Here is a 13,909-nt window from a genome sequence, read left to right as displayed (position 1 = left end):
GTGCCGTCAATCGCCGTAATGCGATCCTGCTGGACGGGACCAATAAAAGTTGATTTCATATCAAGCGACCCGGCAAACCGGGCATGTGACGGGAGTACACTATGAAGAAGTTAATGCTGAGCACAGTCGCTGGTCTTGCCCTGACAGGTGCCGCGCTGGCCGAGGAAGTGCGTGTTTATAACTGGTCCGATTATATCGATGAGGACCTATTGACCAAATTCGAAGAAGAGACCGGCATCGAGCTGATCTATGACGTGTTCGACAGCAACGAAGTGCTGGAAACCAAAATGCTGGCCGGTGGATCAGGCTATGACGTGGTGGTGCCGTCGGGGACCTTCCTGCAACGCCAGATCACAGCTGGAGCGTTTCAGAAGCTGGACCAATCCAAGCTGACCAATTCCGAGAACATGTGGGACGTGATCAGCGAACGGGTCGCCAAATATGATCCCGACAACCAATATGCGATCAACTACATGTGGGGAACGACGGGCATCGGTGTGAATGTCGGCAAAGTGCAGGAGATCCTGGGCGAAGATGCTCCGGTCGATTCCCTCGCCCTCGTGTTTGATCCGGCCAATATGGAAAAACTGCAAGCCTGCGGTGTGCATATCCTGGATGCCCCGGCCGAATTGATCCCCGCGGCGCTGGCCTATCTGGGCGAAAACCCGGATGCACAGGACGCTGATACCATCAAGCTGGCCGAGCCGGTCCTGACGGGCATTGCGCCTTATGTGCAGAAATTCCACAGCTCGGAATATATCAACGCCCTTGCAAACGGCGACATCTGTGTGGCCGTCGGTTGGTCGGGCGACATTCTGCAAGCACGCGACCGGGCCGCAGAGGCCGAGAACGGAGTCGAAATCGAGTACTACGCGCCGAAAGAAGGGGCGCTGATGTGGTTCGACAACATGGCGATTCCGGTCGATGCACCCAACCCCGACGGCGCGCACAAGTTCCTGAACTTCATCATGGACGCGCAGAATATGGCCGCTGCATCCAACTACGTCTATTATGCCAACGGCAATTTGGCGTCGCAGGAGTTCCTGGTCGAAGACGTGATCGGCGATGTCGCGATCTATCCCGACGCGGCCACGCTCGAGAATCTCTATACCACAACGCCCTATGACGCCAAAACACAGCGGACCGTCACGCGCATGTGGACCAAAATCAAATCAGGCACCTAAGCTGTGCTTTCAGGGCGCGGGGATACTCTTCGCGCCCACTTTATTTGAACGGAGTCCCCCTTGGCAGAGACTGTTTTCGCCCCTTGGGACGATCCGACCGCAGAGCCGATCATACGGTTTCGCAATGTCACGAAACGCTTTGGCACATTCGTTGCCATTGATGATCTGACGCTTGATATCTATCCACAGGAATTCTTTGCACTGCTTGGGCCGTCGGGCTGCGGCAAGACAACCATGATGCGGATGCTTGCTGGCTTTGAAAACCCGACCGAGGGGTCCATCGAACTCGCGGGCAAGGACATCGCCGGGGTGCCTGCCAACAAGCGGGCGGTGAATATGATGTTTCAATCCTACGCCCTGTTTCCGCATCTGAGCATCTGGGACAACATCGCCTTTGGCCTGCGGCGTGAAACCAGTGACAAAGCCGCGATTTCAGCCCGTGTCGAAGAGATGCTGAAGCTGACCCGGCTCGAAAAACTTGCGCGCCGCAAGCCGCATCAGATTTCCGGCGGGCAGCGTCAGCGTGTGGCACTTGCCCGGTCCTTGGCCAAGGCACCTAAGCTGCTGCTGCTGGACGAACCTCTTGGCGCGCTGGATGCCAAATTGCGCGAGGCAACGCAGTTCGAGCTAATGGATATTCAGGAAAAGACCGGTACCACATTTGTGATCGTCACCCATGACCAAGAGGAAGCCATGACGGTCGCCTCGCGCATCGCTGTGATGGATGAAGGCCGGATCATGCAGGTGGCGACGCCTGATCGTATTTACGAGGCCCCCGCGTCCGTCTATGTTGCTGATTTCATTGGGGATGTGAATATTCTGGCCGGAACCGTCACGGCAACCGGGGCGGATACCTACGCGCTCACATGGAAAGACGGTGCCGCGCCCGTTACCGCCGTGTCGGAGGCGACGTTCACGGATGGGCAGCAGGCCCATCTTGCTGTGCGCCCGGAAAAAGTGGCGATCCACACGACCAAGCCCGAGGATGTCGACAACCTGTTGAAGGGCAAAGTCCTCGACATCGCATATCTGGGCAACCTGTCGACCTACCACGTGGAATTGCCGGGCGGTCAGATCATCAAAGCGCAAACCGCCAATACACGCCGTCTGTCCCGACGCAGCATCACGTGGGAAGACCCGGTCTGGGTCGGTTGGACCAAAACAGCGGGCGTGCTGTTGGACACATGAGACGCGCAGCGCTCATATCAGTGCCGTATATCTGGCTGCTGGCGCTGTTCCTGATTCCATTTCTGGTCGTCTTCAAGATTTCACTGTCCGATATCGCGCTGGCGATTCCACCCTACACGCCGACCATGCGCGACGGGTTCTGGAATATGCTGTCGCAGTTAGATTTCGAGAACTTCATCTTTCTGACCGAAGATGATCTCTATTGGAAAGCCTATGTCAGCTCGTTGCAGATTGCGCTGATTTCCACGGTGCTGACACTGATGGTCGGCTATCCCATGGCCTATGCGATGGCGCGCGCGCCGGATCAATGGCGGCCCACCTTGCTGATGCTGGTAATCCTGCCGTTCTGGACGTCATTCCTGATCCGCGTTTATGCGTGGGTCGGCATCCTGTCGAACGAAGGGTTCCTGAACCAGTTTCTGCTGTGGGTCGGGGTAATTGGCGAGCCGCTGACCATTCTGAACACCAACACCGCCGTCTATATCGGAATTGTGTATACCTATCTGCCGTTTATGATCCTGCCGATCTATTCCGCGCTCGATCGGCTGGACGGATCGCTGATCGAAGCGGCGGAGGATCTGGGGTGCTCGCGGCTCAAGGCGTTCTGGCTGGTGACAGTCCCGCTGTCCAAGAATGGGATCATTGCCGGTTGCTTTCTCGTGTTCATCCCGGCCCTCGGTGAATTCGTGATCCCGTCGCTGTTGGGGGGATCAAGCACGCTGATGATCGGCAAAGTGCTGTTTGAAGAGTTCTTTTCCAACCGCGACTGGCCTGTCGCCTCGGCGGTCGCGGTGATCCTGTTGCTGATCCTCATCGTTCCCATCGTCCTGTTCCAACGCAATGAACAGCGCCAGGCCGAGGCCGAAACATGAGCCGCCTCAGCCCTTTCAACGTGGTGTCGCTGACACTGGGATTCGTGTTCCTTTATGTGCCGATGCTGATCCTCGTGATCTACAGCTTCAACGCGTCCAAACTGGTAACGGTCTGGGCGGGGCTTTCAACCAAATGGTATGGCGAGTTGCTCTCGAATGAGGCGTTTCTGGATGCGGCTTGGGTCACATTGCGGGTCGCTGTGATCTCATCCACCATTGCGACCGTGCTGGGCACCATGGCGGCCTATGTTCTGGTGCGTGGGGGGCGGTTTTTCGGGCGGACCCTGTTTTCGGGGATGATCTATGCACCGCTTGTGATGCCCGAAGTGATCACCGGCTTGTCCCTGTTGCTGTTGTTCATCGGAATTGGATTGGACCGCGGTGTGCTGACAATCGTGTTGGCGCACACGACATTCTCGATGTGTTTCGTATCCGTGGTTGTTTCGTCCCGCCTGATGACATTTGATAGGTCGCTGGAGGAGGCTGCCCTGGATCTGGGTGCCTCACCGCTGGACTCCTTTCGATTGGTCACCTTGCCGATTATCGCACCTGCGGTGATATCGGGTTGGTTGCTGGCCTTTACACTCAGTCTTGACGATCTTGTCATCGCATCCTTCACATCCGGTCCATCGGCCACCACGCTGCCGATGAAGATCTGGTCATCCGTGCGCTTGGGCGTCAGTCCGGAGATCAACGCGCTGAGTACGATTATGATCGGGTTGGTTACCGTCGGGGTGATCACTGCATCGCTCAGCACCAAACACGCGGCTTTGCGCGCCAAACGGGATGAGCAGGCCGCCACGCGCGCCACATGAAACGCATCTTTGCAGACTACGCCTATGGGCCCGGGCCACGTGATGGGTGTTGGTGGGATGAAACGGTGCATGTGCCTGTCTGGCCCAAACTGGAGGGTGACGTCGTTTGCGATGTAGCCATTGTGGGCGGTGGGTTCACCGGGCTGTCTGCGGCGCTGCATCTGGCCCGCAGCGGTGCGTCTGTCGTTCTGCTCGAAGCGCAAAGCCTGGGCTGGGGTGCTTCTGGTCGAAACGGTGGGTTTTGTTGTTTAGGCGGTGGGATGGCATCGGATGCAGCGCTTGATCGACGCTTTGGAAAGACGGCGCGGCTGGCGTGGCGGCAATGCGAAAAGGCGGCGGTTGATCTGGTTGATCGCCTGATTTCTGAGCTGGATCTGGACGTTGACCGCCATTCAAATGGGGAAACCTGTCTTGCGCATACGCCAAGGGCCGCAGGGATGTTGGAGGCCGAAGGTGCACGGATGCAGGAGAACTACGGCGTCACACCCCAGATTGTCGGGGCAGGTGATTTGGCTGCGCATGGTATGGCCGGGCCCTTTCATGGTGCGCTCACAAACCCGATTGGGTTTGGATTGAACCCACGCAAATACCTCGGTGGTTTGGCAAGAGCCATCGGTACATTGGGGGTGCGGATGTATGGTCAAAGCCCGGCCACACGTATCGAACCAAAGCGCGTCACAACACCATCAGGCACCGTGCGGGCTGAGCGGATAATCGTGGCGACAAACGGATACTCAAGCGAGGATATTCCGTTGGCGATGGCCGGTCTTTATATGCCGGCGCAATCCACCATCGTCGTTACGCGGCCTTTGAGCCGGGCGGAGTTGGAACACCACGGTTGGGTCACCCACCAGATGGCCTATGATACGCGGCATTTGCTGCACTATTTTCGGCTGATGCCGGATCAGAGGTTTCTGTTTGGTATGCGGGGTGGATTGGCCGCGTCTGCCTTTGCCGAACATCATGCACGATCTTCTGTGATACGCGATTTCCGGCGAATGTTTCCGGCATGGTCAAAGGTGAATATCACACATGGCTGGTCTGGCTTGGTTTGTTTGGCGCGCAATTTGTTGCCGTATGTCGGCCCCTTGTCGAATACGCCACATGTGCTTGCAGGCTTTGCGTATCATGGGAACGGTGTTGCTATGGGTACGCTCACCGGGAGGTTTCTGGCTGAAATGGCACTGGGCAATCAGCCAGTTGATTGCCCTAAAGTGATACAGCACCCGGCCCGCGCCTTTCCGTTTGGAACGAAGCGCCGTGTTGTTATGCCGCTGATATATGCCGCATTTCAGGCAAGCGATTGGATTCGTTAGGCGGGTTCGCGCAAGCCGCTCACATTGCTGGCCTCGATCAGGTATCCGCTGCCAAGCACCAAGAGTGTTGTACCGTTTTCAATACGGGCTTCGGTCACGCGGCTGTAGGACAAAGCGGGTTCGGTCAGCAGGATGGCATCATTTGCGCGGCTTTCGATCTGAAAGGTGTATTCGCCCGGTTCAAAGGATGATCCATCTGCTTTTTTGCCGTCCCAAACAAAGGGTTCTGCACCCAGTGGCAGGGCCAGACGTTGCACCTGCGTGCCTTGTGCATTGGTCACAATCAAATCAACTTCGCTGGCTGTGATGGGTGGGTTCGGGGCGATTGTGATTGGATCACCATTAAATTTGGCTGGGCCTTGTACCAATGCCTCCATCCCGATCCAGTTTGCAGCACTCGCCATGTCATTTGCGCCTAACGCCGTGAGCATCTGTTGCATCAGGTCATTGGTTGTCACCTGTTGTTCAACCATCGAAAACTGCGCGAGTTGTGCGGCGTATTCTGATGAATCAATAGGTTCCAGCGGATCCTGATATTCAGCTTGCGCCGTCAACATTTGCAGGAAAACCTCAAAGTCGGAACTGAGGACATTGGCCGATGACGGTGCTGTAGTCGCGGCGTTCGTGTTGGGTGCTTGAAGAATTTCCATAGTCTTATAGCCTTATATCAACGCCATCGGGCGTAATTTTGAGTGCCGATATGAGTGCGGGGATGACGGTCGTGGTTTGTTTTTCGAAAGGGTCTGCGCGGGCAGTCTCCGCCTCTTGATGGCTCCCGTCGGGATCCTGCTCGGTTTGATCACCTTGAGCGAATGAGAATGATATGTCCTCATAACCAAGCTCTTCGAAGGAACGTCCCAAATCTTCGATATTGCGCCGCATCAGGTCCAGCGTTTCTGGTCGGTCCGCCACAACACTGACTACAATACCTGCGTCAGATGGTGACAGACGCATCCTGACTCTCCCAAGCTCAGGCGGATTCAACACAAGTTCCAATGGTTTCTCAGGGGCTCTGTGCAACGCTTCCGCAATCTGCTGCGCGACATGAGGTGGCAGGTCCGGGCGTGTCTGCAAAACTGTTGGCATGCCCGGGGTCGTCAAAGGCCGAACGTCCCATACTATTTGCTCGAAGGGACCCTCGACCGATGTCGCTGTGTCGGTGATCAGAGAGGCGGCCTGATTGATAGATGGCTTTGAAATATCACTTCCCCCGCCAAGCCAGGCGGTGCCCAAGTCTGGTTTGCCATGTACGGCATGGGCGATGAACGGACGATCATGTCGCATTATTTGTGCTGCCGTCTCTGGAGTGGCGCGCACCTGTTCGGTGATCATGTCCTGGCCCGCGATTGGTTTAATTGATGAAAATTCTACGGAGTTTTGAATGAGACGTGATCCTGATGCCGTGTTTGAGGCTATCGGTGACACGAGTAGCGTTGCGGTATGTCCCGAAAGATGTCGATCGGTCGGTGACAATTTGGTGCTCGAAGCCGCATCCATCAGCGCACGCTGTTCCGTGCGGGGCATTGCAGTATCGGCGGCGTCGTTAGCGCGCGGTGGTGGGAGAGTGGACACCGACCGCTCCCTTTTTGTTGCTGACTGAGAAGTTGCTGGCTGCCACGCCTCAATCGGCGAAAGTCGAGACGATGTTTCTGTCCCGACCGCTCTTGACCGAACCGGTTGAGGCTCTGCTGTGTCCAGAGACCTGACTGCGGACTGATCAGTCTCGGACATGTCTGATGCTGGCACAACGAACTGTTCTACAGGCGTGATTGTCGGAATTTCTACCTCAATAGACCCTGTATCGTTGCGTCCATGTACGACCTCAATGTCGGTCGGCGGCAATGCTTTCAATTTGGTTTTCACACCGTCAGTGGCGTGTTGGGCAGTTGGCGACGGATAGACTTCAACCTCTGCATCCCGATCTTGCATATCATTGCGAACGGCGACCTCATGCTTCACACCGATTGAAGCCACCTCTTTCTCAAGATCATCTGATGCTGTTGATTGGTTAACATCTGGCACCAAAGCCGAAGTGTCGGCCCCTTTCCCAAGAACGTCAGTAAATAGCAGCGAGGTGCCGACCGACGTTTCGGTTTCCAGGACCTTGGGTCGCACATCTGCTGTGTCGGTCAAGGCCGTCAGGATCGTGAGGTTCATGCGCGTCTCCGGGATTTCTTCCGCGTTGACGACACTATGGATCAGCGATGGTTACCGGTTCTTTACCGATCATCGTCCATGATCTGAAATATTGATCGAATTGAAAGGAAGTCAGTATGCAGTTTGTTGACGCGCAACCGCTTGTCGCCAAAACCATGACCCGGACCGACGGCGCATTGCGTGATGCTGCGCAGAAGTTGGAGGCGACTTTTTTGGCTGAAATGCTAAAGGCCGCCGGGTTGGGGCAGACGCGCACCGCCTTTGGTGGCGGTGCGGGCGAAGATCAATTTTCGTCCTTCTTAGTGCAAGCACAAGCCGAAGAAATGGTGACTGCTGGCGGAATCGGATTGGCAGAATCGCTGTTCGAAGCGCTCAAGGAGCGGCAGCATGAAGGATGATCTGACGCAAGCAACTGTCGATTCTTTGAACGATCTGCTGGATACAGAGCGTGCCGCCTTGCTGGAGGGAAATCTGGAAGATGTCTCGCGACTGCATCTTCGAAAGGAGGGCTTGATCAACAGCCTAAATGTACCTGATTTTTCGGGCGGATATGAGGTGGGTGCTTTGCAGGAGAAATTGCGACGCAATCAATTGCTGTTGGATGCGGCTCTTGACGGTGTGCGATCCGTAACGCGTCGGTTGGCAAGCATTCGTCAGGTGCGCCAATCGCTCGATACTTACGATTCATTGGGGAAAAAATGCACCGTCACCGTGGCTGATGGCGGGACTTTGGAAAAGCGTGCTTAGGTTTGATTCAAATCTAAGACATTGGGAAAGCGGCACTTAGCAATCTGTTAGGACTAAACGGGGCATGGTCCTCCTGCACTCAAACCGGGTGGCGCAAATCCCTGATCATAGGGACTGCATTTGTCAGAACGGCAATCGGTTTCGCCCGCGATGGTCGAGACGTAACCCTGGCGCAAAGCGCCGTGACAAAAGGACATACTTATGTCGAGCATTCTAACGAACAACAGTGCAATGGTTGCGCTGCAAACCCTTAAAGGGATCAACAAAAACCTAGCAATGACGCAGAACGAGATTTCGACAGGTAAGTCGGTATCGAGCGCCAAAGACAACTCTGCCGTTTGGGCGATTTCCAAGGTCATGGAGTCCGATGTCAAAGGGTTCAAGGCGATTTCCGAAGGCCTGAGCCTTGGTGAATCTACAGTTGCGGTTGGCCGGAACGCCGCAGAAACTGTGACTGATCTGCTGGTCGATATCAAAGGCAAGATCACAGCCGCTCAAGAATCCAATGTGGATCGCGACAAGATCCAGACGGACATCAATGCCCTTCGTGATCAGATTGAGGGCGTGGTTGGGGCTGCGCAGTTCAACGGCCTGAACCTTGTTGATGGCACATCGACGGATGACGTCACTATTCTTTCGTCGCTTGACCGGAATTCGAGTGGCAACGTCAGCGCCTCAGATATCACTGTGGAACGTCAAAACCTGTCGGTTTCCGGTTCTGTGACCACGCAAGTCTATGATGGTACCGGTGCGGATACTGGTGCGACGATTGTTAACGCAACACCTGAAGGCGCAGGGGCGGCGGTTAATTCTGGCACCGCAGCGCCCACCACGGGCACAGCATCTTTCGTTGATGTTGCAATTGCGTCGGTCGGTGATGGGTTCGGATATCAGCTCCAGTTGGATGACACAGCTGGTGCCAACAGCCTTGGCACGCGGACGTTTGAATATGTGGCTGATTCTGATGACAGCACACAGGATGTCGCGACAAATCTGTATAATCAGGTGTCGGCCTTCCTGTCTGCCACGGATGAGACCAATTATACAGTGGCGCTTGATGGTGACACCGTGCGACTGACGCGTGCAAATGCTGGCAACGAACTGTCTGTGACAATCGAAGCCGACACCGATGGGAACACCGCAGGCACAAGTTCTGGTGGTTTGGCAGCTTTGCAGGCAGTTGATGTCACGACCGACGCAGGCGCAACTGCTGCGTTGACTTCGATCGAGACGCTTATCAACACCGCAATTGATGCTGCTGCATCGTTTGGTTCTGTCGAGGGCCGGATTGAAACGCAATCGGAATTTGTCGGCAAGCTGACGGACTCGTTGAAATCTGGTATCGGCTCGCTTGTTGACGCTGATATGGAAGAGGTTTCGGCCCGCTTGCAAGCTCTACAGACGCAGCAGCAGCTGGGTGTTCAGTCACTGTCGATTGCGAACCAGGCACCGCAGACAATCCTGTCGTTGTTCCGTTAAGCAACATAGGCGAGGCACTGTTTTTGGTGCCTCGCCAACTCATTTCATTCCAATGGAACAGGTGATCGTGTGAACGCGACTTCTCAAGCTATACGTGGCTATGCAGAACATGCAACGTCGACCCGAAGTAACCGTCGGGCAGAATATCAGGTGATCGCGCGCGTTACTCAAGAGCTGCGCGACAAGGCGCTGGATAGCAAAAAGAATTTTGCTGCATATGCCGAGGCTTTGCATCGGAACCAGCGGTTATGGACCGCGCTGGTGGTCGATATCGCTGATGCCGATAATCCATTGCCGGATGAGTTGAAGGCGCGTGTGATATATCTCGCCGAATTTACCAGCCATCATACACGGCGGATCCTGCGACAAAAGGCTTCGGTTATGCCACTGTTGGAAATCAATATGGCTGTTTTGCGCGGCCTGAAAAGTGAGGGGCCCGCGACATGAGTGGTCTTATCCTGAAGCTAAGCCCGAAAGAACGCGTTTTGATAAACGGTGCCGTTATCGAGAACGGTGACCGCAGAAGCCGTCTGGCGATTATGACACCGGATGCACATATTTTGAGACTTCGGGATGCCATCCATCCTGAAGATGCGAAAACGCCCGTGCGTCGCGTTTGCTATGCTGTGCAGCTGGTTCTGTCGGGCGATGCAGATCGAGGTGAAAGCAGACGTTCACTTTTGCGAAGCATTGAAGAATTGAGTCAGGTTTTTATCGACGCAGATAGCCGCAAACATCTTGATATTGCGTCGCATGCATTGGTTCAAGATGACCACTATCGTTGCTTGAAGGCCCTCAGAACATTGCTGCCTCGCGAAGAGCGTATGCTGTCCGCCGGGGTGCAATAGCATGTATCAGCCTGTCCTGATTTCTTCCGGGTTAGTTGGTTGGCAGTTTCTGCAAAGGACCTATGATCAACAAGCTACCGCCTTTAATCAATCCGCGCAGCTAAAACGAGATACGGATCACTTTGCGGAAAAAATTGGGTCGGTGACCTCGGCACAGGAGCTGGTGGCTGATCGGCAAATTCTGACAGTGGCTCTTGGGGCATTTGGCCTTCAGGACGATATCAATAATCGCTTCTTCATCGAAAAAATGCTGAGTGACGGGACGACCGCAGATGATGCACTGGCCAATCGGTTTACCGACTCCCGTTATCAAGATTTTTCAGCGGCATTTGGTTTGGGTCCCGGTGAAGTTCGAGGCGCATTAGCTTCTGATTTCGCGGAAAAAATCATTGCTCAACATCAAGCGAACAGTTTTGAAATTGCTACAGGCAATCAGGACGAAACAATGCGTATCGCCCTATATGCGGAACGAACTCTTGAAGATGTCGTAGGCGGTACAGGCAGCGAGGCGCAAAAATGGTTTAGCATCATGGGTCAACCACCCCTGCGGACCTTGTTCGAAACCGCTTTGGGTTTGCCCGATGGGTTTGGCCAAGCTGACATTGATCAGCAATTAGGAGTATTTCAGGACAGAACCGCACGTATCTTTGGAGTATCTGATCCATCTGAATTTGCCGAGCCTGAAAATCTGGATCGGCTTATTACAACGTATCTTGCACGTGCGCAGATAAGTGCATTTGGAGCTGGATCTTCAGGTGCCCAGATTGCGCTTACTCTGCTTAGTTAGTAATTTCGTGTCTTCGGCGGGCGTTGGGACAACGATCCAGCCTGCTTGAGGCTGAAACAACAGAACTGTATCCACCATCATTGGTTTTGTTGTTGTCTAGCCCCCTGTGTCTGGGCCAAGGATTTCAGGGCTAGACAATTGCCCACGGTCAGCTCTGGCTCGATCTCGCGCAGCAATTTCAATACGTCTTTGTCCGAATATCCCTTCCACTCCATGCCAACCCCTCTTGCGCGGACAATGTAGTGCTCCAGTTCTACGGGGGAAACCGTGTGTCTCAGTTCATGGCCCGCGACCGGCGCGTCTCAATACCAGCTTGAGCTGGTCGAAACTGTGTTTGCAGTTGTTTGCGTGCAGGCCTGCCATCACCTCATCCAAAGATGGCCATATATCAACCGCCGCATCGATTTCCGCGTCCGTCCCCCGGGTATATAGGCCCGCTTTGATCATCATCTGATTTTCAGCATACACGCTCAGGTGTTTTCTAACCCTTGCGATCACGTCGTTTTCTTCCTCCGTTGCCGCGCTCGGCAGACTGCGAGAAACGGATCGCAGAATATCAACAGACGGAAAGCGCCCCCTCTCAGCGATCGACCGATCAAGGACGACATGACCGTCCAACACGCCTCGCAAGATATCGGCGATGGGTTCGTCCATATCGGACCCTGCCACCAGCACGCTGAATACTGCGGTGATATCCCCTTCATCTGATAAGCCCGGCCCCGCACGTTCACAGAGTGACATTATCAAATGAGAGGTTGATGGCGGAAAGCCACGCAGTACCGGAGCCTCCCCGGCAGCGACAGCGACCTCGCGATGTGCTTCGGCAAACCGTGTGATGGAATCCGCGAGCAACAATACAGACATCCCCAGATCGCGAAAATATTCTGCAATGGCCATTGCCGACCACGCGCATCGACGCCGCAACAGTGGCGATTGATCTGATGTCGCAGCGATGACGATCGAGCGTGCCTGGCCTTCGGGCCCAAGAACCTCGTCGACGAAATGGCGCACCTCGCGCCCCCGCTCCCCAATCATGGCGATCACAACGATATCTGCCGACATATGTTGTGCGAGCTTTCCCATAAGGCTTGATTTTCCGACCCCCGATCCTGCGAACAGGCCGATGCGTTGCCCCCTAACGACCGGCAGCATGGTATCGAACACGACGTGGCCCGTATCAAGGCGCTGTCCCAACGGCCTGCGTTTCGCAGCGGCGGGCGGAGCGGACAAAAGTGGGCGGGAAATCACACCCTTCGCCAACGACCGGCCATCCAGTGGTGCACCGTCAGGGTCAATGATGCGGCCCAACCAACTCATGTCTGGCGACAATCCAACATTGCGCTTCAGGAAAACGCTGTCGCCGAGGGCGATCCCCTGAATGGGATCATCTGGCAGGACGATCACGCCATCCTCGGTCAACTGCACCACTTCGCCGTTCAATTTATTGCCGATCTTGAGCCGAATTTCAGCGCGATCACCGATACGCGCATCATTGCCCAAGCCTGTGATCGTCAAAATGCCAGATTGGACACCGGCAATGCGTCCAATTGAGCGTGCCACTTTGATGTCAGCCAGATTTGTTTGCAAAGATTTCAGCCGTATCGCGTGTTTCATCGGATCCTCCAAATGCCTGCAAACAGTTTTTAAAGGAATCACAGTTAAGCCTTGGTTGAAATTGCTCGAGGGAGAAGCCCCGATGTTCCAAAATCTAACTGTTTTCGAAACGGCACATGCAATGGCCGTTCACGCAGGTCAAAAACAGGCTGTCATCGCGCAGAATGTCGCGAATGCCGATACGCCGGGGTTTGTTGGCCGCGATATCCCCAGTTTTCAGGAGATTTACGCACCGCAAGATGCCGGTGCCTCGCTTCAACGCGCCACACGTGCCAGCCATCTGCATGGGATGAAGGCCGGACGTGTTGATGGCATGATCTTTGAGGATCGCTCATTCGCCGCACCTGATGGCAATTCCGTTTCGTTGGAAACCGAAATGCTGCGCGCCACCGACGCCAAACGCCAGCATGATCGTTCCCTCGCCATCTACAAGTCAGCCATGAACATCCTGCGATCCAGCCTAGGGCGTCAGTAAGGAGCATAGCGATGAGCGAGTTTTCAAAAGCACTATCTGTTTCCACAAGCGGTTTGCAGGCGCAGTCTTCCCGTCTTCGTCATCTGTCCGAAAACATATCGAACGCGGATACGCCGGGGTATCGGCGCAAAACTGTCCCGTTTCGTACTGAATTTGATGCCGGAAATGGTGTCGCACGGGTTGAGGTGGGCCGCATGTCTTTGGATGATCGCGCTTTGGAACGTGTCTATGATCCGGGCCACCCGATGGCGGATGGAAGTGGTCACTACGATGGATCAAACGTCGATTTGCTAATCGAGCTGGCGGACGCGCGAGAAGCGCAACGCAGCTACGAGGCCAACCTGAAAATGTTCGAACAAGCTCGGCAAATGTCGTCGAGTTTGATGCAACTGCTGCGCCGTTGATTGGCGCATAAAGAGGAGATCCA

16 protein-coding genes are annotated in these 13,909 nt (G+C 54.9%); 13 read left to right on the top strand and 3 right to left on the bottom strand.

The genetic code is table 11. The features are described 5' to 3' along the window. Positions 1-101: 101 nt before the first annotated feature. From Q0859_RS03185 to Q0859_RS03165, 5 genes are read left to right on the top strand one after another with little or no spacing between them, the layout of a single operon-like run. Positions 102-1,184 carry a polyamine ABC transporter substrate-binding protein gene (locus Q0859_RS03185; protein ID WP_299147451.1) on the top strand — a complete coding sequence of 361 codons (1,083 nt, stop codon included), beginning with the start codon at positions 102-104 and terminating at the stop codon, positions 1,182-1,184. Between the two features lie 60 nt (positions 1,185-1,244). Continuing rightward, complete coding sequence (locus Q0859_RS03180; protein ID WP_299147450.1) at positions 1,245-2,372, top strand: ABC transporter ATP-binding protein; 1,128 nt, start codon at positions 1,245-1,247, stop codon at positions 2,370-2,372. After that, positions 2,369-3,244: an ABC transporter permease subunit gene (locus Q0859_RS03175; protein ID WP_299147449.1), complete on the top strand. Its 876-nt coding sequence runs from the start codon at positions 2,369-2,371 to the stop codon at positions 3,242-3,244. The genes Q0859_RS03180 and Q0859_RS03175 overlap by 4 nt, the downstream gene beginning before the upstream one ends. Continuing rightward, positions 3,241-4,059 carry an ABC transporter permease subunit gene (locus tag Q0859_RS03170; protein WP_299147447.1) on the top strand — a complete coding sequence of 273 codons (819 nt, stop codon included), beginning with the start codon at positions 3,241-3,243 and terminating at the stop codon, positions 4,057-4,059. Before Q0859_RS03175 ends, Q0859_RS03170 begins: the two co-directional genes overlap by 4 nt. Further along, entirely contained in the window at positions 4,056-5,375 is a 1,320-nt protein-coding gene (locus tag Q0859_RS03165) for an FAD-binding oxidoreductase (RefSeq protein WP_299147446.1), read from the top strand. Before Q0859_RS03170 ends, Q0859_RS03165 begins: the two co-directional genes overlap by 4 nt. On the opposite strand, the gene Q0859_RS03160 is transcribed toward Q0859_RS03165, so the two are convergent. Continuing rightward, complete coding sequence (locus tag Q0859_RS03160; protein ID WP_299147445.1) at positions 5,372-6,025, bottom strand: flagellar hook capping FlgD N-terminal domain-containing protein; 654 nt, start codon at positions 6,023-6,025, stop codon at positions 5,372-5,374. The two genes, Q0859_RS03165 and Q0859_RS03160, sit on opposite strands and share 4 nt — an antisense overlap. Positions 6,026-6,029: 4 nt before the next feature. Beyond that, positions 6,030-7,532 (bottom strand): flagellar hook-length control protein FliK, encoded by a 1,503-nt coding sequence (locus tag Q0859_RS03155; RefSeq protein WP_299147444.1) that lies wholly within the window; start codon positions 7,530-7,532, stop codon positions 6,030-6,032. Between the two features lie 155 nt (positions 7,533-7,687). Here Q0859_RS03155 and Q0859_RS03150 point away from each other — a divergent pair, with 155 nt between their 5' ends. The 6 genes from Q0859_RS03150 (at position 7,688) to Q0859_RS03125 (ending at position 11,393) form a co-directional block, all read left to right on the top strand. Next, the gene (locus Q0859_RS03150; protein ID WP_299147443.1) at positions 7,688-7,930 is read left to right on the top strand and encodes a rod-binding protein; all 243 of its coding nucleotides are present in this window, start codon (positions 7,688-7,690) and stop codon (positions 7,928-7,930) included. Further along, positions 7,920-8,279, top strand: a complete 360-nt coding sequence (locus Q0859_RS03145; RefSeq protein WP_299147442.1) for a flagellar biosynthesis protein FlgN — start codon at positions 7,920-7,922, stop codon at positions 8,277-8,279. The genes Q0859_RS03150 and Q0859_RS03145 overlap by 11 nt, the downstream gene beginning before the upstream one ends. A 201-nt stretch (positions 8,280-8,480) precedes the next feature. Next, positions 8,481-9,758 (top strand): flagellin, encoded by a 1,278-nt coding sequence (locus Q0859_RS03140; RefSeq protein ID WP_299147440.1) that lies wholly within the window; start codon positions 8,481-8,483, stop codon positions 9,756-9,758. A gap of 69 nt (positions 9,759-9,827) precedes the next feature. Then, a complete protein-coding gene (gene flaF / locus Q0859_RS03135; RefSeq protein WP_299147439.1) occupies positions 9,828-10,205 on the top strand; it encodes a flagellar biosynthesis regulator FlaF in 378 nt (125 codons plus the stop codon). After that, positions 10,202-10,606 (top strand): flagellar biosynthesis repressor FlbT, encoded by a 405-nt coding sequence (gene flbT / locus Q0859_RS03130; protein ID WP_299147438.1) that lies wholly within the window; start codon positions 10,202-10,204, stop codon positions 10,604-10,606. Before flaF ends, flbT begins: the two co-directional genes overlap by 4 nt. A gap of 1 nt (position 10,607) precedes the next feature. Continuing rightward, entirely contained in the window at positions 10,608-11,393 is a 786-nt protein-coding gene (locus Q0859_RS03125; RefSeq protein WP_299147437.1) for a DUF1217 domain-containing protein, read from the top strand. Between the two features lie 279 nt (positions 11,394-11,672). Here Q0859_RS03125 and Q0859_RS03120 read toward each other — a convergent pair whose 3' ends face one another. Beyond that, positions 11,673-13,007 carry a FliI/YscN family ATPase gene (locus Q0859_RS03120; protein WP_299147522.1) on the bottom strand — a complete coding sequence of 445 codons (1,335 nt, stop codon included), beginning with the start codon at positions 13,005-13,007 and terminating at the stop codon, positions 11,673-11,675. Positions 13,008-13,089: 82 nt separating this feature from the next. Here Q0859_RS03120 and Q0859_RS03115 point away from each other — a divergent pair, with 82 nt between their 5' ends. Together Q0859_RS03115 and flgC are read left to right on the top strand one after the other, a co-directional pair. Beyond that, complete coding sequence (locus Q0859_RS03115) at positions 13,090-13,482, top strand: FlgB family protein (RefSeq protein ID WP_299147436.1); 393 nt, start codon at positions 13,090-13,092, stop codon at positions 13,480-13,482. Between the two features lie 11 nt (positions 13,483-13,493). Further along, entirely contained in the window at positions 13,494-13,886 is a 393-nt protein-coding gene (gene flgC / locus Q0859_RS03110) for a flagellar basal body rod protein FlgC (protein WP_299147435.1), read from the top strand. Positions 13,887-13,909: the final 23 nt, after the last annotated feature.

It is taken from the genome of uncultured Tateyamaria sp. (assembly GCF_947497045.1).
Lineage (GTDB): Bacteria > Pseudomonadota > Alphaproteobacteria > Rhodobacterales > Rhodobacteraceae > Tateyamaria.
Note: the sequence above shows the minus strand (reverse complement) of the source record. Positions and strands in the feature narration are given on the sequence as shown.